Here is a 19744-nt window from a genome sequence, read left to right on the forward strand (position 1 = left end):
CTGGCATCTGTCTAGTCAAGACTACTAGCTAAACGTAGAGTTAGTAAAAACCTAGAGCATTGTTCTAATAATTTCGTAGTAGGCTTAGTAAGTAAGCTAGCGTTGTTCGTTGTTTTTATAGGGCTTTTCTGCTATAATCATTTATGTAAAAAATTACTAGGAGTTATACAAACATGGCACTTTGGTTAGCTATTTTATTGATTGCTGTTGCCCTTATGGGTGGTGTTCTTTTGGGAGCCTATTTGGCTCGTCGTCAGTTTATGAAGGAAATTGCGGAATATCCTCGTCTGACACCTGATGCTATTCGAGAAATGATGTCTTCTATGGGACAAAAACCTAATGAAGCGAAGGTCCAACAAACCTACCGCAATATTATTAAACAGTCGAAAGCACAAGCAAGCAAGAAAAAGTAGGCGCAAGAGAGAAGGCTGGGTGAAAACTCAGCCTTGTTTTAGAAAGAGAGCTATGGATAACAGACCGATTGGCTTTTTGGATTCTGGTGTTGGTGGTTTGACGGTTGTTCGCGAACTCATGCGCCAGTTGCCCCACGAAGAGATTATTTATATCGGCGATTCGGCTAGGGCTCCCTATGGCCCAAGGCCAGCCGAACAGATTCGAGAATTTACTTGGCAATTGGTTAATTTTCTCTTAACCAAAGATGTCAAGATGATTGTCATTGCCTGCAATACAGCGACTGCTGTTGCTTGGGAAGAAATTAAAGAACAATTGGATATTCCTGTGTTAGGTGTGGTTCTGCCGGGTTCCAGTGCAGCCATTAAATCAACAAGTTCGGGTAAGATTGGTGTCATTGGTACCCCTATGACGGTCAAGTCTGATATCTATAGGAAAAAGATTGTAGATCTGGCTCCTCAGATGCAGGTGACTAGTCTGGCCTGTCCTCGCTTTGCCCCCTTGGTTGAATCTAACCAGATGACTTCAAGTATTGCTAAAAAAGTAGTTTATGAAAGTCTGGCTCCCTTGGTTGGCAAGGTTGATACCCTAATTTTGGGCTGCACCCACTATCCTCTTTTACGGGGTATTATTCAAAATGTTATGGGGCCCTCGGTCAAACTGATTGACAGTGGGGCAGAGACTATCCGCGATGTTTCTGTTTTACTCAATTATTTCCAGCTCAATCGCAGCCGGGACGTCAGTGCCAGCCAGCACCGTTTCTATACAACGGCGGGAGTAGCAACGTTCAAGGAAATTGCGGAAAATTGGCTGGGACAGGATTTAAATGTGGAGCATGTTAAGCTATGACAGATAAGATTTATGAATACAAGGACCAGACCGACTGGTTTGTCGGCAAATGGCGCGATTTGACCAATATCTATAATCTGGGCGGAGAAAAGGATTTTTTTCAAATTGAGCAGGAATTAGCCGGCCTCATCTCTGGTAAGCAAGGCTTTGATGTGTCAGTTCTCCGCTATTCCTCAGATTTTCGTCTGATGGCTTTTATCATTGATATGATTAATGAGGAATTAGATCGGAATCTAGAAATTAAGCCGTACAGGGGAGCCATCATCATTACCGAAGGCCAGCTCTTGCGTTTAGTTCACCTGCCTGAGCAAGGATTGTCTCTGGATGACTTTTTTAGTCAAGAGACTAAGCAGAGCTTAGGTGATAAAATTCTGATTGCCACCCGCAATGATGGTAAGACCAAGGAATTTCGTCAGATGTTTAAGAATCTGGGTTTGGAGGTTGAAAATCTCAATGACCACCCCGACTTGCCGGAGGTAGAAGAAACAGGGACAACCTTTGAAGAAAATGCCCGCCTCAAGGCTGAAACCATTGCTCAATTGACTGGGCAAATGGTTTTGGCGGATGACTCAGGTCTCAAGGTGGACGCCCTAGGCGGGCTTCCTGGTGTTTGGTCGGCTCGCTTTTCAGGGCCTGATGCCAATGATGAAAAGAACAATGCCAAACTATTACATGAGTTGGCCATGGTCTTTGAAGAGAAAGACCGATCGGCTCAATTCCATACCACTCTAGTTGTAGCGGCACCTGAGCGCGAAAGTTTAGTGGTGGAAGCTGATTGGCCGGGCTATATTGCATTTGAAGCCAAGGGAGAGAATGGTTTTGGATATGATCCTCTCTTTCTGGTAGGAGAAACAGGCCGAACGGCAGCCCAGTTGACAGCAGAGGAAAAGAATGCTCAGTCCCATCGTGGCTTGGCTGTTAAGAAGTTGATGGAGGTATTTCCAGCATGGCAACAAAAACAATCGTAGTGATGAGCGATTCTCATGGAGATCGTGAGATTGTCCAAAGTATTAAAGCCCATTATCAGGGAAAGGTCGATGCTATCTTTCACAATGGAGATTCTGAACTTCCTTCTAATGATTCAATCTGGGAGGGAATCAAGGTAGTGCGTGGAAACTGTGACTATGATAATGGCTATCCAGAGTCCTTGGTCACTCAGGTCGGTGATGCGGTTATCGCTCAGACCCATGGCCATCTCTACGGTATCAATTTTACTTGGGAGCGTTTAGATCTTTGGGCTCAATCAGAAGATGCTGACATTTGCCTCTATGGCCATCTGCATCGGGCAAGCGCTTGGCGCAATGGCAAAACTGTCTTTGTCAATCCCGGATCTGTTTTACAACCGCGGGGTGAAATCACAGAGAAGCTCTATGCTAAAATTGAGATTTCAGAGACGCTAATCAGAGTGAGTTATTACACTCGTGACCACCAGCTCTATCCCAGCTTAACACAGGAATTTGAACGATGATAGCGAGAGAATTTGAAGACTTCCTTACCCCCTTTCAAGAGGACTACCTGACACCAGCTGAGGATCTGGCCCTAGTCATGTCTAATCATAAGGCGGGACATGTCATGCTTTTATTGACCAGAAATGGGTATTCTAGAATCCCTGTCATGTCTACGGACAAACGCTATATGGGTACTATTTCCATGTCGGATATTCTGTCCTATCAAGCTCAGAATGGCTTGTCTGATCAGGAAATAGCAGATGTTGAGATTCTTGAAATGCTCAATCACAAAATTGATATCCTGACAGATGATGCGGATTTGACCGAAATCTTGCATAAGATTGTTGATTTTCCCTTTCTGCCTGTGATTGATAAGCAAGGGATCTTCCTTGGTATTATCACCCGTAAGAAGGTTCTCAAATCAATTAATAGCCTACTGCACAATTTTACAGAGGAGTATCAGATTGAGCCCATTGATCCAGAGTCTTAATGATTTTATTGCCAGCAAGGATCTATCCGAGAATTCCCGCAAATCCTACCAGTATGACTTGCAGCAGTTTGTCCAGCTGATTGACGCTCAGGTTTCTTCAAATAAGCTCAAGCTCTACCAGCAGTCTCTTGCTAACCTCAAGCCATCGGCCCGTAAGCGCAAGTTTTCTGCTGTCAACCAGTTTCTCCTTTATCTCTATGAAGAAGGGCAAGTGGCGCATTATCATCATTTAAAAAATCATGAGAAAGTGAGACCAGAAGCAAAACCGCAGGAACTTTTGGACCTTGCTTGCTTTAGGCAAGCCCAGCCCAGTCATGGGAAGTGGATTGCCCTCTTGATTTTGGAACTTGGTTTAACCCCAAGTGAGATTGCAGGAATTAAGCTGACTGATGTGGATTTGGAATTTCGTGTGATTCGCTTGAAAAGGGCCGAACAGGTGAGGATTCTTCCCCTATCAGAGGAGCTGCTGCCTTGGCTCAGTCAGCTCAGCGATGGTCTTTATCTTTTTGACAAGAAGGGACAGCCTTATTCGCGGCAGTGGTTTTTTAATCAGCTCAATGACTTTTTAGCTCAAGTCGGTTTTCCAGATTTGACCGCTCAAAAATTGCGGGAGCAATATATCCTAAGAGAAGTCAAAGAAGGAACCTCAATATTGGACTTAGCGAAAAATTTGGGTCTTAAAAGTCCCCTAACCTTGGAGCACTATTACAAGCATGGATATTAAATTAAAAGATTTTGAAGGACCGCTGGATTTACTCTTGCATCTGGTCTCAAAATATGAAATGGATATTTACGATGTGCCCATTGTGGAGGTCATCGAACAGTATCTGGCCTATATTTCCACCCTGCAGGCCATGCGGTTGGAAGTGGCCGGTGAATATATGGTTATGGCCAGTCAGCTCATGTTGATTAAGAGCCGCAAGCTTCTGCCAAAAGTGGTGGAAGAAACGCCACTGGAAGAAGATCCGGAGCAAGAACTGCTCAGTCAGTTGGAGGAGTACCAAAGATATAAGGAGCTCAGTCAGGAATTAGCTGCCCAGCATGACATTAGGGCTCGTTTTTTCTCCAAGCCCAAGCAGGAATTGATTTATGAGGATGCTGAGCTGTCCCATGATAAGACGACACTGGATCTCTATCTGGCTTTTTCTAAGGTCATGGCAGCTAAGCAGGAAGAGATAAAAAATAGTCATACCACTATTGAACGGGATGACTATAGAATTGAAGATATGATGGAGTTGGTTTCAACCCGTCTAGTTGGCCACAAGTCTGTCGAACTGGGAGAAATCTTTTCAGAAGCCCAGTCTATGAATGAGGTTATCACTATTTTTTTAGCCACTCTAGAATTAATCAAAGTCGGTCGGATTCAAGCCCGACAAGCTGAGAATTTTGGACAAGTCACCTTGATTAGCATGGAAGGAGAGCAGACTTAATGTCTTATTTAGCACAAATTGAAGCTCTACTCTTTGTGGCGGGAGAAGACGGTCTCAGCCTGCGCAATCTGGCCGGTTTACTGGATATCTCAGTCACGGCAGTCAGCCAGCAGCTGGAAAAACTGACTGAGAAATATAGGATGGATCAGGATTCTGCACTTTATCTGCTAGAGTCTTCCAATACCTACAAGATTGTGACCAAGGAGGAACACGCTGAGCTCCTGCGGCAGTATTCCAAGGCTCCCATTAATCAGAGTCTGTCCCGAGCCAGTCTGGAAGTTCTTTCCATCGTAGCCTACAAGCAGCCTATTACTCGGGTTGAAGTGGACAGCATCCGTGGTGTTAATTCCAGTGGAGCTATTTCTAAGTTGCAAGCCTTCGGTTTGATCCAGGAAGTCGGCAAGAAGGATGTTATCGGCCGGCCCAACCTCTATGCGACCACTGATTATTTCTTGGATTATATGGGAATCAACAGCTTGGATGAGCTGGTTGATGCCTCTGCGATCGAATTAGTGGATCAGGAAATGACCCTCTTTAGTGAGGATGATATTTAAAACAGAAAGAAAATCATGAGAATTAACAAATACATTGCCCACGCTGGTATAGCCAGTCGCAGAAAAGCAGAAGAGCTGATTAAAAAAGGTCTGGTTAGTATCAATGGTCAAACAGTGACAGAGTTGGCTACCAATGTCAAAAATGGTGATTTAGTCGAAGTCTCTGGCCAGCCCATTTATAATGAAGAAAAGGTCTACTACCTCCTAAACAAGCCTCGGGGCGTGATTTCTAGCGTCTCGGATGATAAGGGACGTAAGACCGTCATTGACCTTTTGCCAGATGTCAAAGAGCGCATTTACCCTGTCGGCCGACTGGACTGGGATACCACTGGTCTCTTAATCTTGACCAATGACGGCGATTTTACCGACGAGATGATTCATCCCCGCAATGAGATTGATAAGGTTTATCTGGCACGGGTCAAGGGCATTGCGACTAAGGAAAATCTGCGGCCCCTGACACGGGGCGTGGTGATCGATGGTAAGAAAACAGGACCTGCCCGCTACAATATCATCAAGGTTGAGCCTGATAAGAATCGCTCGGTCGTTGAGCTAACTATCCATGAAGGCCGCAACCATCAAGTGAAGAAGATGTTTGAAGCTGTCGGCCTCTTAGTAGATAAACTGTCCCGCACCCAATTTGGCACCCTTAACTTACGCGGTTTGCGCCCAGGAGAATCCCGCCGCCTTAATAAAAAAGAAATCAGCCAGCTCCACAATGCGGCTGTTACAAAGACCAAATGAAAAAACTCTTGATCGCTCCAGTTCGCCTCTATCAAAAATTGATTTCCCCTCTAACACCGGCTTCTTGCCGCTATCATCCCACTTGCTCCAACTATATGGTTGAAGCTATTGAAAAGCATGGCCTGCTAGGCCTACTCATGGGAATCGCCCGAATTTTACGCTGCCATCCTTTCGTCGAAGGCGGTGATGATCCTGTGCCCGATCATTTTAGTTTAAAAAGAAATCGAGAAACCAAGTCAAAGTAGGCTTGGTTTTTGTGTTTCAAGGAACTAGCACATATATGGATACCTATGATAGAATGGAGGAATGAGATAGAATTTAAAACAAGAATGGAGATTAAAGTAATGACTTTAAATAGTGAACAGACGCTGAAACCTAAAATCGAAAAGTCAAAAAATTATGAATCGGATAAGCGGAGAATTATTGAGTTAGATAAAGATCTAGTTTCTAATATAGATAATATTGAGAAGAGGGTAGAGGGGCAAATTTCACAATACTTGCAGGAGTCGGACAGAAAGAAAAAGAAGAAGTTATTGAAGGAAATTAAAAAAGGAGAAGTGGAAGTCAGAATAGGTGATGATGAAAAGTATCTTTGGTTAGGTTACTTTTATAATAAGAAAAAGAATAAATTAAATTTGAGCAATCTTGAATTAATAAAGCATGAAAAAATAAAATTAAATTTTTGGAAAAAGTATGGAAATTGTTTTGCTCAACTTTTTTTCTTATTATCTGCTATAGTTTTTGCTTTTGTACCATTTAAAGATAGTGGTAGTGTTATTGAACTTTTAGGAATTCGATTGTTATCTAAAAAGACTAGAAATAAAGTCATAATAATTACTGTTTTTTTAGGTATTTCATTTGTTTGTGGAATCTTAAAGCTGCTCTATGATTGGTCTAAGATAAAGAGCAGTTATATAAGAAAAGTTATCATTTCTGATTCGATTCTATATAAGATCAAAAGGTACTCTGTTCAAGAAAAATTGGATTCAAGAAACTCAAAAGATTTTATTATTAATTTTATATTAAGTCTTTTTACTCCATGGTTTAATATTCTTGTGCCTGCTCTTTATATTGTTGGATCTAAGCCAGAAGGCATTCTATTACTCGGTATTGATTATACAGCTTTAGGACTACTTGTAGTTAGTTCCTTGTATTATTTATATGCTTATATGAGTATTATTGGCTCCAAAACAGAAATATTGTTGATTGTTATAGCGGTATTTATTGCAGGTGCAATAAATATAGAGATGTGGGGCGGTTTACTCATATTATTTTCCTTGCTCAATTTTCTTATTTCTAAGGATATCTGGAAGTTACAATCATCAAAGATTACTCCGTTAGAGGGGAATAATAATACTAAGAGTAATCAAGCTAAAGTAAATCAGAATGTTTTTCAATTGAGAGTAACACTTACCTTTTGCTCTTTATTATTGTATTTTTATTTACTTCTAACTGAAGATACAAATCTAGTTATATCTTTAATTGAATTCATGGAAAAGGAGCATCCAGATAAAATTTTTTTCACTTTTTTTAAGGGGCTAGATCGTTTAATTTATTTTGCTGCTGTATATGTTCCGATCGTTCAATTCAACAGAAAAACTAATCTAATAACCAAAATTTATCATGAGTCTATTGAGTGGCTTTATGACCTGATTTATGGAGATATCACTGTTTATCCACCACAATTCAAAGATACATTGGAATTGTATTCAAAAGAATTTGAGATTCTGAGTTCAAATGGCAAGTGGGCGATTCAAAACCTTAATGAAATTCCTGACGAAACAGCGTTCATCTGGTTAACAGACCTATCGACTAGACCTCAGGAAGCAGAATTACTGGTTCGCTACCCAAGCGGAAAGAGCTACAAACAGGCCATTAAGTTAGAATGGGTCACATGAATATAAGAGATTAGCCAAGTTGTTGCTTGGCTTTTTCTACACTTCTTTTATCATGGATGAATTATTTTGTCAGTTTGGACTATCCCCCATGACTTTTGTCATATCATGTCATGACATTAGATGCTGAAAAGTTTTGTTCTGTTTCGGTAAACTTAAACCAGAAAGAAAATATTATGAAAATCAAAGTATCTGATATCATTTATACCTTTATTGGAGTAGTTTGCGTAGCCTTAAGTGTCTTTCCAACTGTTTTTGAACAGTTGGAGATTGAAACTGTCTTTTCGTATTTTGGAGAGTTCATAGGCTTGTTAATTTCAGCGATTGTTCTAATCAGTATTGTTAAATTTCTTATCGAAGAATTGGCTGATTAGGAAGAAAGGGCAGCCTTCTCCTACCTTAACAGTTACAAAGGAGGGACTAAAATGACCTATGAGGAAATTAAACTTAGACTTTTAGAAGATGGTATCCGCAGCTATAAAATCTTTCAAGGGATTAAAATTTACTCCCACACTGTCAAAACTGAGGATGAACAAAAACAAATCTCAAAAAGAGTTTACCTGACAAAAAAGCAACACTATGTTTATTATGAACGAACAGATCCTAACTGGTATTACTGGAATAAAGACAGAGAAAACGCAAACTTTGATCCAAGTGATATTAATGAAAATACACTTTTTGAAGTGGCAGATGATTTGGAATCTTTAACAAAATATTTGGGAAAAGATATCATTCACAAACTGGCGGAAAAAGTTCAGCATGGTGAAGTCACCGAATATCTAGATATTTAGAAATCATTAGAAAACACACCGCCTAAATAAACTTGCTCTAAAGGCTGTGTAAAAAAGATAAACCGTCTAGAAAGTCAGGATTTTCTGCTAATTTCCTATTTTTGCTTTGCCTTTTGGGGGTTCGGCATTATATCAAAAATGAACATAGGCTGCGGATGGTGTCAAAGGGATGATTTCTCCTAGAGTTTTCTCTTGACTCTTCGGTGCAATCCCTATTTTGACTGTATCTGTGGACGCCCTTTGTGACACGACGTTTGGTTAGTAGATTTTGCTAACCAAACGAAGTTAGTGGGAGAGGTAGGGAGTGGGAAAGAACCCAAAAATTGAAAATTTTGGTTCGTCTTCCCACCCCCGCACAGTTGGCTAGGTTTTCCGCTTTGGCCTTGTGGCAAAAGGAAAGCCAGCCAACCACTGCGTCAAGAGCTTATTCCAAAACAGGAATGTTGGACAAGTTTTTGTCCAGCCTCGTTTGGTATCAAGTGCAGAGCACTTAGATAACAAGCCTCTGCCGTATCTTAGTAAAAGGAGTATAGTGATGGCAACTACTGTTATAAACGTTTCAAACTTATCCAAACAATTTAAATCAAAAAAGGTTCTGGAGGGTATTTCCTTTGAGGTTAAGGAGGGCGATTGTCTGGCCTTAATTGGACCTAATGGTTCAGGCAAAACAACACTCTTTAACTGCCTGCTGGGAGATTATGCTCAGACAGAAGGAACCATCACTGTACTGAGGCAGAATCCCCAGTCTTCGCAGCTTAAAGGAAAAGTAGGCATCCTTTTTCAGGAGAACCTGACAGAAGAAAAGATGAGGGTTTCTGAGCTCCTCAATTTTCAAAAAGCTATTTATTCAGATCCTCTGTCTGATAAAGAAATTGATGGTTTGCTGCAATTTTCTGACCAGCAAAAACATCAATTCGCCGAAAAATTATCTGGCGGTCAAAGACGCCTTCTGGCCTTTGTGCAAGTCTTGGTTGGCCAACCTGACATCATCTTCTTGGATGAACCGACAGCCGGTATGGATACCAATACGCGCAAGCGTTTTTGGGAAATTGTTGCTGACTTGAAAAAGGCTGGCAAGACCATTATTTATTCCAGCCATTACATTGAAGAAGTAGAGCATACGGCAGATAGGATCTTGGTCTTGCACCAAGGAAAATTACTGCGGGACACGACGCCTTATCTGATGCGCTCAGAAGAAAAGGAGAAGGTCTTTACCCTACCTGCTGGCTACCTCTTTGCTGTTGAAGGGCAGAATATTCAAGATTTGACTATCAAGACAGACACTATTTCCTTTAGCAGCAGGCAACCTCAGCATATTTGGGATTTACTGGCAGAGGCCAAGTGCCCAATTGAAGACATCGAAATAACCAATCGTACGCTTTTAAATACTATTTTTGATATGGCAAAGGAGAATGATCATGAAAACGCTTAAAGCAATCCTTTATCAGGAGTACCTCATCAATAAACGCTCTTTATCCAATCTAGTTATGGGGATTGGCATGCCGCTAGTTTTCTTTCTCCTCTTTACCAGCATATGGGCCAATGAAGACAGTATGCCTAAAGACCAAGTTGCCTATTGGGTGCGTCAGTACATGATGCAGATGACAGCCTTTTCCAGCCTTAGTTTTGCCTTTTTTTCCTTGCCCTTTGCTTTTCAAGAAGATCGAAATGGCAACCGCCTCAGAAGTATTCAGCACAGTCCCATTCCTATATGGCAATACTATATCAGTAAAATTTTAACGATTCTTATTCACTTTGTCTTAGCTATTTTGGTGGTTTTTGCCGCAGGATATTTTTTCAAGGATGTCGATATGTCTGCCAAAGATTGGCTGCTCAGTGCAGTGGTTTTATTTGCTGGAGCCGTCTGTTTTATGCCCTTTGGTGCCCTTTTTGCCCATATCAAATCTTCGCAAACCCTCTCGCTGGTTGCTAATATTTTCTATCTGGGTTTGGCTGTCTTGGGCGGCCTCTGGATGCCAGTGCAGACTTTCCCAGATTTCATGCAGAAACTAGCCAAGGTGACTCCAACCTACCACCTCAATAATCTTTTGATTTCTTATTTCAAAGATGATTTTTCCATTCAGTCTCTGTTCATTCTTCTGGGATATGCTATCATAGTTTTAATGATTGCTCTGGCAGTCGGAAAAAAACTTGAGGTAAACTAATGTTTCAACCCTTTCAAAAAACAGACTCACTCTACTATGTAGGGCTGGTCTTCATGATTTTTCCCTTAGGAGGGGTATTGTGGTTTGATTATCCTATGTGGACGCTGGGGCCGTCTCTTTTGTTCATGATAGCCTATATTTTGATTATCCACCTTCGTAATCAGTATCAAAGCATACTTGCTGTCCTTTGGTTCTATCTGCTTGGCTATATTCTTGGAATGACTTTTGCGATTGAGCCTAATATGATGTGGTTTTTCTTTTATCTCGTGAATCTGTTGGTTTGGCGATTTGGAGATGACATGCGGAGCTACCGAACGATATCTTATATGCTTGGTCTAATGATTGTTATGATGTGGGGATTGTTCTTTACCCCAACAGTCATAGAAAAAGTAATGACAGTGCTGATTACCACCTTTATCATTGCTATGCACTATTTTCAGCGGCAGAATTATTTGGAAAGTAAGGTTAAAGAGGAAATTTATCAGAAAAATAAGGAAATTAATCTCCTGACCGCTGAAAATGAACGCAATAGAATCGGACGAGATTTACATGACACGCTGGGACATACCTTTGCCATGATGACTTTAAAGACAGAGTTGGCGCTCAAACAGCTCGATAAAGATAATCCAGTCGCTGTTCGCAAGGAACTGCTGGAGCTCAAACAAATCAGTCAGAAGTCAATGAAAGATGTCCGCGGGTTGGTTAACAACCTTAAGTACCGTACAGTGGCAGAGGAATTAGATAATATCACCGAGGTGTTTGCCCTGTCAGACATTGGCCTGACAGTGGATAATCAGTTGGACTTAGCTGCGCTATCACCAGTTATTCAGTCTAGCATGACCATGATTTTACGAGAACTAACCACCAACATTATTAAGCATGCTGGAGCTAATCAGTGTCACATCAAGCTCTACAGAACTGGTGAGCTAGTGATTGATGTCAGTGATAATGGCTGCGGTTTTGCCCAGCTGACTGGTGAGGAGTTGCATTCCATCAAAGAGCGCCTGCAGCTGGTTAAGGGAGATGTTGTGATTTTATCTAACCAAAATCCAACGCTTATTCGTGTGACCTTAGAAGAAGGAGATGGGCTATGAAATTATTAGTTGCAGAAGATCAGGCCATGCTGCGGGATGCGCTTTGTCAGCTTTTACTCATGGAAGATGATGTGGAGGAAATTTATCAGGCTGCAGATGGAGACGAAGCGATAGCTCAGCTGCAAAAACAGGCTGTTGATGCCGCTATTCTAGATGTTGAAATGCCAAAGAGAACGGGACTCGATGTGCTGGAGTGGGTTCGTGAGCATCAGGGCATGGACATCAAGGTTATCATTGTAACGACTTTCAAGCGTGCAGGTTATTTTCAAAGAGCCATCAAAGCCGGTGTAGACGCTTATGTGCTTAAGGACCGCTCAACTGATGAGCTGATGACGACCATACACACAGTTCTTGCAGGCAAAAAAGAATACTCACCTGAATTGATGGAAAATTTAGTTGGTAGCCGCAACCCACTTAGCAAACAGGAACTGGCAGTACTAGGGCATGTGGCACGGGGGTTAAGCAATAAAGAGATTGCAGAAGAACTTTTCTTGTCAAACGGTACGATCCGTAACTATATGTCATCTATCTTGACTAAGCTGGATGCCAAAAACCGCATGGATGCTGTCAATATCGCCCAAAAGAATGAATGGTTGTAACGAAATTGGGCAGCTCTAAAATTAATTGACGAACTTTTGGAGAGCAGTACAAACTTAGAAGTGCATGTAGACAGAGTGAGCTAGCATAATTGCATTAAATCTCATTCTCAAAGCAATAAGGAGTAAAATCAAAAAGAGTGGGACAGGTGTCCATGCTTACTGAGCGTCATGAGTATCTGTTCCAGCCCCTTTTTACGCAATTTAAGAGAAGGATAGTCCATTTCTTTTGTATAGTTTCCAGAAAGGGCAAGGGGGGAACTCGGATAAGCTCTTTGGTAACTCATCCAGTTCCCTGTAAATATCGCCTGCATAGTCCGAAAGAAAATGCATATTTTTCTCATTATAAAATAAAAACTCCCAGAAGCATCTGCCATATCTGGGAGTTTTTGAGTTGACTGGGAATAATTGGGAAGATTTAAGAATAACTCACTTAAGCCTATATTGGATATGAAAGCAAGCAATCTGCTCATAGTTGTTAGGCGAATTTTTTATAGCCCAATATAAAAAATATAGATTAGGCAAACCTGTTCTAGCGTGATACCATAGGGGAAATTAATAAATGAACATGAAGCTAATCTCTTCGGAAAAAAGCTCGACTTCCTTGTGTCCAAGGACACGGCATCTGTCGCCTATTTTTCGGTCAGAGATTTTCGCTTAGCGAACTGCTTCTTTGTATCTTGTTAATTGAACTTGGGCTGCGGATTGTGCAAAAAGATCGCTTTTTCCTAGACGCAAGTGCTCTACGTCTATTTCCTTTCTTTCGGTTAGGAATTTTCGTTAAGCGAAACGGCCCTTAGCGACACTCCGTTTGGTTAGTCGATTTTACTAGCCAAACGGAGTTAGTGGGTGAGGTAGGGAGTGGGATCAACCCAAAAATTGAAAATTTTGGTTCTCACCACGTCCTGGTTTTAAGGTGGCGACCTGAGACGGTCTCTCCCCAGACCGTTTCACTCCCACCCCCGCACAGCTCCAAAGGTCCGAGGAACCTTTGGAGATTGGAGATAGGATGAACAGCGTTCATCACATTTGCTTAAGTTTTCCGCTTTGGCCTTGTGGCAAAAGGAAAGCCAGCCAGCAGTGGCTCATTGGTGCTAAAGCACCTAATGAACTGTGCAGGGGTAAGACTAAGTTGGCCTAGCCAACAAGTCTTACTCCCAACCACTGCGTCAAGAGCTTATTCCAAAACAGGAATGTTGGACAAGTTTTTGTCCAGCCTCGTTTGGTATCAAGTGCGGAGCACTTAGATAACAAGTCTCTGCCGTATCTTAGTAAAAGGAGAAATATTTATGTCTACATTTTCTATTCATACCATTGAAACGGCTCCGGAAGCTGTTCAGGACACATTAAAAACAGTTGAAGCGGATAACGGCGGCTATATTCCTAACTTGATTGGTCTGTTGGCTAATGCCCCGACAGCCTTGGAAACTTACCGTACAGTAGGAGAAATTAACCGCCGTAACAGCTTGACACCGACAGAAAGAGAGGTCATTCAGATTACAGCTGCTGTGACTAATGGCTGTGCCTTCTGCGTAGCTGGTCATACAGCTTTTTCCATTAAGCAGATTCAAATGGCCCCTGATCTATTGGAAGCCCTTAGAAATAGTACTCCTATTGATTCAGAACCTAAACTAGATACCTTGGCTAAATTTACCATTGCTGTTATCAATACTAAAGGCCGTGTCGGTGATGAAGCATTTGCTGATTTTCTGGAAGCTGGCTACACGCACGAAAATGCCCTAGATGTTGTTTTAGGGGTTAGTCTCGCAACTCTTTGCAACTATGCTAATAATATGGCAGATACACCAATCAATCCTGAATTGCAGCCCTACGCAAAATAGCGACTGCTCTGATGACGTTTGCTTTGTAAGCGCAATTCTACCCTCTAACCCATTGGTTAATTAGAGCGGTTTTGCAAAATCAAACTTGGTTAGTCGCTCTCACTAATCAAACAGAATTAATGGGGGAGCTAGCCAATTCACTCTAGTGATTGGCGTTTGGTAACAAGTGCAGAGCACTTAGATAAGAAGCCTCTGTCCTATCTTGAGAATTGCGACACTTCGAACCTACGGTCGATCGTACCGAAGGTTCGAAGTTAGTAATTGGCATAGCAAACTACCATGGTAGTTTGTGTAGTAGAGCAAGACCTAAGGTCTTAGCGATACTTTGTAAATTGAACCCGAGCCTAATTTCCTCGGGAAAAAGAAGGCGCTTCTTGTGTGCAAGTACACAGCGTCGCTCCCCTATTTTCCTATCGGAAATTTTTGCTTAGCGAATCGGTTCTTTGTATCTTAATAATTGAACACGGGCTGCGGCTTGTGCAAAAAAGATAGTTTCTTCCTAGACGCAAGCGTCTTCGTCGAACCTCCTATTTTTGCTTAATCCGCGACCGCCCTTGGTATCTTGATAATTGAACCCGCCTACGACTCTGTGAAATTAGACTCGCCCTCCTAGAATCTTCGGGGATTCTTCGTCAAGCTCCCTAAATTTCTTTGAGTCGCTTAACGGCTTGGTATCTTGGTAATTGAACCCGCCTACGACTCTGTGAAATTAGACTCGCCCTCCTAGAATCTTCGGAGATTCTTCGTCAGGCTCCCTAAATTTCTTTGAGTCGCTTAACGGCTTGGTATCTTGATAATTGAACCCGCCTACACTCCTGTGGAATTAGATAAATGTCGCTCGATTCCCAATGAATCGTCACTCCATTTCCTAAATTCCTTTGGAGTGCTTAACGGCTTGGTATCTTGGTGTAAGGAGACCTTATGAGTTATTTTTCAAATGATTTTATTAGTTGGTTGGATGACAATGCTGATACTCTCGATCAGCATTCAGGTGCTTTGGCTGACAGTCTCTTAGAACGTATTGCTGCTCAGGGTGTTTTTAGGATTGGCGTCCCTAGGGAATTGGGAGGCATGGGAGGAAGCTACCAAGATGTTATTGATGTATTAACAGAACTGAGCTATCATTCTTTAACAGCTGCTTTTATCAGCTGGGGGCATCGAACCTTTATTGAAAATATTTTAGCTAGTGATAATCCTTATCCCAGAGAGACCTGGTTGGATGATGTATTAACAGGAAGGGTGTCTGCTGGTACAGGGCTGTCGAACTGTGTCAAATACCTTTCAGATATTGAAGAGCTCGAAGTTAAAGTTATTGAAGAAGATGGGCATTACTACCTTCACGGACGTTTACCTTGGGTGACTAATGTCCGCTCAGATAACTATATTGCGGTTTTTGCTGCAGCTTATGATCAGAGCGATGAGCGGCCGCCTTTAATTTTGGCTGTTCCTAAATCCGCTGGTATTAAGCGTTCGCAAGATTTGGAATTTATTTCTCTGCAAGGGGCTAACACAGCCGCCTTGACCTTTAATATGATCCCCTTAGATGAAAACTGGGTATTGTCACGAGATGCCAAGCGATTTATAGCAGAGACCCGCCCTGCCTTTCTAGGCTATCAGTTTGGTCTGGCATTTGGTTTAGCTCAGCGCTCTTTGACTGAGGTCGAAACCAATCTTTCTGCTAACCGCTTGGTACTGCAAGATAGTTACCAAGATACATTGGCTGAACTCAATCGTATTAAGACTCATCTCTACAGTGGCTTAGGGAGCCCTGCCTATTTTTTGCAGCACGTTCGTGAACTTTTTCAACTGCGTATTGATATTGTTCAGGTGGTGGCTGACAGCCTGCTTTTGGAACTTCAGGCCGTAGGCGGACGCGGTTATATTAAGGCGTCAAATTCTAGTTTTGCCAGACGTTGGCAGGAAGGAGCTTTTTTGCCCATTGTTTCCCCTAGCGCTGTACAATTGCGTCATATCTTAGCGGCCTAGTCTATCTCAAAACAGTAAAATTTTTTACAATTGCAATCTGGTCAGTCCTGATAGGGGCTGATTTTTTAATTAGCTGCTCGCTTCATATCTTCTAAAAAATGCTATAATAGTCATACTATGGCTAAATCAAAATCGAAAAAATCAAACAATAAAACGAATAATCAAGGTAGGAAAGACAAGCGCCCAACTAAGGCAGAGCGTGAACGTAAAAAAGCCATCAGAAAAATGCTTGTGGCTTTTTTGACCGCTTTTGTGCTCTTCTTTGCGATCATCCGACTGGGAGTCTTTGGTATAACAGCTTATAATCTCGTTCGTGTCCTCGTAGGAAGTCTAGCCTATCCAGCAATGTTTGGACTGCTCTTTTATCTCTTTGCTGGTAAGTGGTTGCAAAAGCGTGTCGGTTTTATGTCAGGATATATCTCAGTTATGGCGGGTCTGATGCTGATCTTTCATGCCTACCTCTTCTCTATGGAAGTCATGAAAAAACGGGACGTTTTGGCAGGAACCTTTCGCTTAGTAACAGCTGATTTAAAAAATGTTGCCGTGACCCATTTCATGGGAGGTGGCCTGATCGGTGCTATTATTTATAAACCTGTAGCCTTTCTATTTTCTAATATTGGCTCCTATTTAATCGGTGGTCTCTTGATTATTCTGGGTCTTTATCTGATGAGTTCGTGGGATGTCTATGATGTCATGAATTTCTTTAAGCGCACAGGCAGCAGTCTCAGCGATCGGATTGATCAGACGAGTTTGCAAATGGAAGCCCGTCGTGAGCAGAAGCGCAGAGAAAAAAGGCAGTCTAAGCAGACAGCAGCCCAGCAAGAAGCAGAAAAAATGGATGTGGATGCCGAATTTGATTATCAAATCGATCCCCAAACAGGCGAAATTCTTTCGGATGACAGCCCTTTTGCTTCAGCAGCATCGGCCAGTGAACCAGTAATTTTAGGTGGATATGATGAAGCTGAAGACGAGCCAGCTTATTCTCAGCAGGATTTTAAAAACTATCATTTCCCTTACCCAGATGAAGAAGTGGAGGTGCCTCGGGCCGATCAAGCCTCCTCCTCTCCACAAGAGCAGGAAAACGCCCAAACTGATGAATCCGTTGAAGTAGACTTCACCCCCAAACAAACTCTCCTCTACAAGCTGCCTACTATTGATCTTTTTGCACCCGATAAACCTAAAAATCAGTCTAAGGAAAAGAAGATTGTCCGTGAGAATATCAAGATTTTGGAAGAAACCTTCGCCAGTTTTGGAATCAAGGCTAGTGTTGAGCGAGCAGAAATTGGACCTTCAGTCACTAAGTATGAAATAAAACCGGCCGTTGGAGTCCGTGTCAACCGTATCTCTAATCTTGCCGATGACTTAGCTCTGGCGCTTGCCGCAAAAGATGTGCGGATTGAAGCGCCAATTCCTGGAAAATCACTGGTTGGTATTGAAGTGCCGAACTCTGAGATCGCCACAGTCAGTTTCCGTGAGCTCTGGGAACAAGCCAAGACAGACGCTAATAAGCTTTTAGAAGTGCCTTTGGGAAAGGCTGTTAACGGTACTGCTCGCAGCTTTGATTTAGCCCGTATGCCTCACTTGCTGGTGGCTGGATCGACCGGCTCTGGTAAGTCTGTAGCGGTCAATGGTATCATTGCTTCTATCCTAATGAAGGCTCGCCCCGATCAGGTCAAATTCATGATGATTGATCCTAAGATGGTTGAATTATCAGTTTACAACGATATTCCCCACCTCCTCATTCCAGTTGTTACCAACCCGCGCAAGGCTGCTAAGGCTTTGCAGAAGGTTGTAGATGAGATGGAGAATCGTTATGAACTCTTTAGCCATGTTGGTGTCCGTAATATTGCAGGTTACAATGCTAAGGTAGAAGATTTTAATGCGCATTCTGATGAGAAACGCATCCCCCTGCCCTTGATTGTTGTTATCGTTGATGAGTTGGCAGACTTGATGATGGTCGCCAGCAAGGAAGTTGAAGATGCCATTATCCGTTTGGGACAAAAAGCGCGTGCAGCTGGTATCCATATGATTTTGGCCACCCAGCGTCCTTCTGTCGATGTCATCAGCGGTTTGATTAAGGCTAATGTACCTTCCCGTATTGCCTTTGCCGTATCCTCAGGTACTGATAGTCGGACGATTTTGGATGAGAACGGCGCAGAAAAATTGCTTGGTCGCGGAGATATGCTCTTTAAGCCAATTGACGAAAACCATCCTGTCCGCCTGCAGGGCTCCTTTATTTCTGATGATGATGTTGAACGCATTGTCGACTATATTAAAGAACAGGCAGAAGCAGATTATGATGACAGCTTTGATCCAGGTGAAGTATCCGAAACAGACGGTGATTTATCTGGGAGCAGTGAAACTGCAGACGGTGATCCCTTATTTGAGGAAGCTAAGGCTCTCGTCTTGGAGACACAGAAAGCCAGTGCCTCCATGCTGCAGCGCCGTCTATCGGTTGGCTTCAACCGTGCCACGCGTCTAATGGAAGAACTAGAAGAAGCTGGCGTCATCGGACCAGCTGAAGGTACTAAACCACGCAAAGTTTTAATGACCAATCAATAAAAAGAGAGCGGTACAACCTCAATCGCTGATTTCTGGTTGTCTCTCTCTTTTTTTCTTTCTTAAGGTTTCAAGAAAATCAAGATAAATTAAAGCTATAAAAGAAAGTTGGCTTCAACGGTTTATGAGTGAGAGTAGCAATAATCGTGCACAATAGCCTGCCAAACGCTTGAAGGTGAGGAACCAAGATGATTAACGGCTTTTTTATGATTTAAAGTAAGCCGAAAAATGCTTCAGTTTAATTAAAATCAATCTGCAAGAGTTTGCTCTGTTCACAGGCTTCCAGAGCTAATCGCTGTCCCTTATGAATTGCTAACAAACTATCCTTTTTAAGCTGTATCGCTTGATGGTCTAAGCTAACTAGGAGCTGCCCCTCTAATACCTGTAGCAGCTTATCTCCTGTACTGACCTCTTCGCTGATGTTTTCCCCCTTATCAAAAGCATATAGAGTAATCGTCTGATCGAGCCCAAGTTTTTGGCTGAGTGAGCGGCTGGCGATCTGCTGTTTGTAGTAGCTTACAAGATGAGAAAACGATTCAATCATGATCAGCCTCCGGCTTGACAACAGTCAGCAGCATCTGGAAGGCTTCCTTGGCAAAGAGGGCGTGAGGGATCTCAGCAGGCATAAGGATAGATTGCCCAGCGATGAGTTCAAAGTTCTTATCAGCGATTGTAATCGTAACCTTACCAGACAAGACCTGAACCAAGGCATCGCCTGGTGAGGAGTGGCGGCCAATCTCCTGTCCCTTATCCAGAGAAAAGAGTGTCATACCGAGATCTGGTCGCTGAACTAAGGTTTTACTAAGTATCTGTTCCTCAGCGATAGGAACTTCCTTACTTAAATCCAGAATATGTGCAGGCTCTAATTTATCAATATAACGCATAATATTTCCT

The 19744-nt window shown here is 42.4% G+C and carries 22 protein-coding genes; 20 read left to right on the forward strand and 2 right to left on the reverse strand.

Going from position 1 to position 19744, the window contains the following annotated elements; genetic code table 11:
- The first annotated feature begins 173 nt into the window (after positions 1-173).
- From AC4HAO_RS09790 to AC4HAO_RS09885, 20 genes are all read left to right on the forward strand, one after another.
- Positions 174-413 carry a YneF family protein gene (locus AC4HAO_RS09790; RefSeq protein WP_165209961.1) on the forward strand — a complete coding sequence of 80 codons (240 nt, stop codon included), beginning with the start codon at positions 174-176 and terminating at the stop codon, positions 411-413.
- 52 nt (positions 414-465) lie between these two features.
- Positions 466-1260 carry a glutamate racemase gene (gene racE / locus AC4HAO_RS09795; RefSeq protein ID WP_165209963.1) on the forward strand — a complete coding sequence of 265 codons (795 nt, stop codon included), beginning with the start codon at positions 466-468 and terminating at the stop codon, positions 1258-1260.
- Positions 1257-2228, forward strand: coding sequence for a nucleoside-triphosphate diphosphatase (locus tag AC4HAO_RS09800; protein WP_491135246.1), 972 nt, complete (start codon positions 1257-1259; stop codon positions 2226-2228). Before racE ends, AC4HAO_RS09800 begins: the two co-directional genes overlap by 4 nt.
- Positions 2207-2728, forward strand: a complete 522-nt coding sequence (locus AC4HAO_RS09805; protein WP_491135247.1) for a metallophosphoesterase — start codon at positions 2207-2209, stop codon at positions 2726-2728. The genes AC4HAO_RS09800 and AC4HAO_RS09805 overlap by 22 nt, the downstream gene beginning before the upstream one ends.
- Positions 2725-3198: a cyclic-di-AMP-binding protein CbpB gene (gene cbpB / locus AC4HAO_RS09810; RefSeq protein ID WP_491135248.1), complete on the forward strand. Its 474-nt coding sequence runs from the start codon at positions 2725-2727 to the stop codon at positions 3196-3198. The genes AC4HAO_RS09805 and cbpB overlap by 4 nt, the downstream gene beginning before the upstream one ends.
- A complete protein-coding gene (gene xerD / locus AC4HAO_RS09815) occupies positions 3173-3922 on the forward strand; it encodes a site-specific tyrosine recombinase XerD (RefSeq protein WP_491135249.1) in 750 nt (249 codons plus the stop codon). Before cbpB ends, xerD begins: the two co-directional genes overlap by 26 nt.
- Positions 3912-4628, forward strand: coding sequence for a segregation/condensation protein A (locus AC4HAO_RS09820; protein WP_165209975.1), 717 nt, complete (start codon positions 3912-3914; stop codon positions 4626-4628). The genes xerD and AC4HAO_RS09820 overlap by 11 nt, the downstream gene beginning before the upstream one ends.
- Positions 4628-5182 (forward strand): SMC-Scp complex subunit ScpB, encoded by a 555-nt coding sequence (gene scpB, locus AC4HAO_RS09825; protein WP_491135250.1) that lies wholly within the window; start codon positions 4628-4630, stop codon positions 5180-5182. Before AC4HAO_RS09820 ends, scpB begins: the two co-directional genes overlap by 1 nt.
- A 15-nt stretch (positions 5183-5197) precedes the next feature.
- A complete protein-coding gene (locus tag AC4HAO_RS09830) occupies positions 5198-5923 on the forward strand; it encodes a pseudouridine synthase (protein ID WP_165209981.1) in 726 nt (241 codons plus the stop codon).
- Positions 5920-6168, forward strand: a complete 249-nt coding sequence (gene yidD, locus AC4HAO_RS09835) for a membrane protein insertion efficiency factor YidD (RefSeq protein WP_491135251.1) — start codon at positions 5920-5922, stop codon at positions 6166-6168. Before AC4HAO_RS09830 ends, yidD begins: the two co-directional genes overlap by 4 nt.
- A gap of 99 nt (positions 6169-6267) precedes the next feature.
- Positions 6268-7821 carry a hypothetical protein gene (locus AC4HAO_RS09840; RefSeq protein ID WP_491135252.1) on the forward strand — a complete coding sequence of 518 codons (1554 nt, stop codon included), beginning with the start codon at positions 6268-6270 and terminating at the stop codon, positions 7819-7821.
- Between the two features lie 173 nt (positions 7822-7994).
- The gene (locus AC4HAO_RS09845) at positions 7995-8192 is read left to right on the forward strand and encodes a hypothetical protein (RefSeq protein WP_491135253.1); all 198 of its coding nucleotides are present in this window, start codon (positions 7995-7997) and stop codon (positions 8190-8192) included.
- 51 nt (positions 8193-8243) lie between these two features.
- On the forward strand, positions 8244-8609 hold the full coding sequence (locus AC4HAO_RS09850) for an EXLDI protein (protein WP_491135254.1): 366 nt from the start codon (positions 8244-8246) through the stop codon (positions 8607-8609).
- A 535-nt stretch (positions 8610-9144) separates the two neighbouring features.
- Positions 9145-10041 carry an ABC transporter ATP-binding protein gene (locus AC4HAO_RS09855; RefSeq protein ID WP_491135256.1) on the forward strand — a complete coding sequence of 299 codons (897 nt, stop codon included), beginning with the start codon at positions 9145-9147 and terminating at the stop codon, positions 10039-10041.
- Complete coding sequence (locus tag AC4HAO_RS09860; RefSeq protein ID WP_491094003.1) at positions 10028-10774, forward strand: ABC transporter permease; 747 nt, start codon at positions 10028-10030, stop codon at positions 10772-10774. The genes AC4HAO_RS09855 and AC4HAO_RS09860 overlap by 14 nt, the downstream gene beginning before the upstream one ends.
- Complete coding sequence (locus AC4HAO_RS09865; protein ID WP_491094002.1) at positions 10774-11868, forward strand: sensor histidine kinase; 1095 nt, start codon at positions 10774-10776, stop codon at positions 11866-11868. The genes AC4HAO_RS09860 and AC4HAO_RS09865 overlap by 1 nt, the downstream gene beginning before the upstream one ends.
- Complete coding sequence (locus AC4HAO_RS09870) at positions 11865-12467, forward strand: response regulator transcription factor (protein ID WP_491094001.1); 603 nt, start codon at positions 11865-11867, stop codon at positions 12465-12467. Before AC4HAO_RS09865 ends, AC4HAO_RS09870 begins: the two co-directional genes overlap by 4 nt.
- 1286 nt (positions 12468-13753) lie before the next feature.
- Complete coding sequence (locus AC4HAO_RS09875) at positions 13754-14305, forward strand: carboxymuconolactone decarboxylase family protein (RefSeq protein WP_491093999.1); 552 nt, start codon at positions 13754-13756, stop codon at positions 14303-14305.
- A 921-nt stretch (positions 14306-15226) separates the two neighbouring features.
- The gene (locus AC4HAO_RS09880; protein WP_491093998.1) at positions 15227-16291 is read left to right on the forward strand and encodes an acyl-CoA dehydrogenase family protein; all 1065 of its coding nucleotides are present in this window, start codon (positions 15227-15229) and stop codon (positions 16289-16291) included.
- A 117-nt stretch (positions 16292-16408) separates the two neighbouring features.
- On the forward strand, positions 16409-18853 hold the full coding sequence (locus tag AC4HAO_RS09885) for a DNA translocase FtsK (RefSeq protein ID WP_491135258.1): 2445 nt from the start codon (positions 16409-16411) through the stop codon (positions 18851-18853).
- A gap of 235 nt (positions 18854-19088) precedes the next feature.
- Here AC4HAO_RS09885 and AC4HAO_RS09890 read toward each other — a convergent pair whose 3' ends face one another.
- Together AC4HAO_RS09890 and AC4HAO_RS09895 are read right to left on the reverse strand one after the other, a co-directional pair.
- Positions 19089-19394 carry a cupin domain-containing protein gene (locus AC4HAO_RS09890; RefSeq protein ID WP_447451472.1) on the reverse strand — a complete coding sequence of 102 codons (306 nt, stop codon included), beginning with the start codon at positions 19392-19394 and terminating at the stop codon, positions 19089-19091.
- On the reverse strand, positions 19387-19734 hold the full coding sequence (locus tag AC4HAO_RS09895) for a cupin domain-containing protein (RefSeq protein WP_447451471.1): 348 nt from the start codon (positions 19732-19734) through the stop codon (positions 19387-19389). Before AC4HAO_RS09895 ends, AC4HAO_RS09890 begins: the two co-directional genes overlap by 8 nt.
- Positions 19735-19744: the final 10 nt, after the last annotated feature.

The organism is Streptococcus sp. ELY_137 (assembly GCF_058314515.1).

Excerpts from the sequence above, each read along its gene's own strand:
- AC4HAO_RS09820 (WP_165209975.1), top strand. The coding sequence starts at position 3,912 with ATGGATATTAAATTAAAAGATTTTGAAGGACCGCTGGATTTACTCTTG.
- AC4HAO_RS09850 (WP_491135254.1), top strand. The coding sequence starts at position 8,244 with ATGACCTATGAGGAAATTAAACTTAGACTTTTAGAAGATGGTATCCGC.
- cbpB (WP_491135248.1), top strand. The coding sequence starts at position 2,725 with ATGATAGCGAGAGAATTTGAAGACTTCCTTACCCCCTTTCAAGAGGAC.
- racE (WP_165209963.1), top strand. The coding sequence starts at position 466 with ATGGATAACAGACCGATTGGCTTTTTGGATTCTGGTGTTGGTGGTTTG.
- AC4HAO_RS09840 (WP_491135252.1), top strand. The coding sequence starts at position 6,268 with ATGACTTTAAATAGTGAACAGACGCTGAAACCTAAAATCGAAAAGTCA.
- AC4HAO_RS09880 (WP_491093998.1), top strand. The coding sequence starts at position 15,227 with ATGAGTTATTTTTCAAATGATTTTATTAGTTGGTTGGATGACAATGCT.
- AC4HAO_RS09790 (WP_165209961.1), top strand. The coding sequence starts at position 174 with ATGGCACTTTGGTTAGCTATTTTATTGATTGCTGTTGCCCTTATGGGT.
- scpB (WP_491135250.1), top strand. The coding sequence starts at position 4,628 with ATGTCTTATTTAGCACAAATTGAAGCTCTACTCTTTGTGGCGGGAGAA.
- AC4HAO_RS09890 (WP_447451472.1), bottom strand. The coding sequence starts at position 19,394 with ATGATTGAATCGTTTTCTCATCTTGTAAGCTACTACAAACAGCAGATC.
- AC4HAO_RS09865 (WP_491094002.1), top strand. The coding sequence starts at position 10,774 with ATGTTTCAACCCTTTCAAAAAACAGACTCACTCTACTATGTAGGGCTG.
- yidD (WP_491135251.1), top strand. The coding sequence starts at position 5,920 with ATGAAAAAACTCTTGATCGCTCCAGTTCGCCTCTATCAAAAATTGATT.
- AC4HAO_RS09895 (WP_447451471.1), bottom strand. The coding sequence starts at position 19,734 with ATGCGTTATATTGATAAATTAGAGCCTGCACATATTCTGGATTTAAGT.
- AC4HAO_RS09830 (WP_165209981.1), top strand. The coding sequence starts at position 5,198 with ATGAGAATTAACAAATACATTGCCCACGCTGGTATAGCCAGTCGCAGA.
- AC4HAO_RS09870 (WP_491094001.1), top strand. The coding sequence starts at position 11,865 with ATGAAATTATTAGTTGCAGAAGATCAGGCCATGCTGCGGGATGCGCTT.
- AC4HAO_RS09860 (WP_491094003.1), top strand. The coding sequence starts at position 10,028 with ATGAAAACGCTTAAAGCAATCCTTTATCAGGAGTACCTCATCAATAAA.
- AC4HAO_RS09855 (WP_491135256.1), top strand. The coding sequence starts at position 9,145 with ATGGCAACTACTGTTATAAACGTTTCAAACTTATCCAAACAATTTAAA.
- AC4HAO_RS09875 (WP_491093999.1), top strand. The coding sequence starts at position 13,754 with ATGTCTACATTTTCTATTCATACCATTGAAACGGCTCCGGAAGCTGTT.
- AC4HAO_RS09885 (WP_491135258.1), top strand. The coding sequence starts at position 16,409 with ATGGCTAAATCAAAATCGAAAAAATCAAACAATAAAACGAATAATCAA.
- AC4HAO_RS09800 (WP_491135246.1), top strand. The coding sequence starts at position 1,257 with ATGACAGATAAGATTTATGAATACAAGGACCAGACCGACTGGTTTGTC.
- AC4HAO_RS09845 (WP_491135253.1), top strand. The coding sequence starts at position 7,995 with ATGAAAATCAAAGTATCTGATATCATTTATACCTTTATTGGAGTAGTT.
- AC4HAO_RS09805 (WP_491135247.1), top strand. The coding sequence starts at position 2,207 with ATGGCAACAAAAACAATCGTAGTGATGAGCGATTCTCATGGAGATCGT.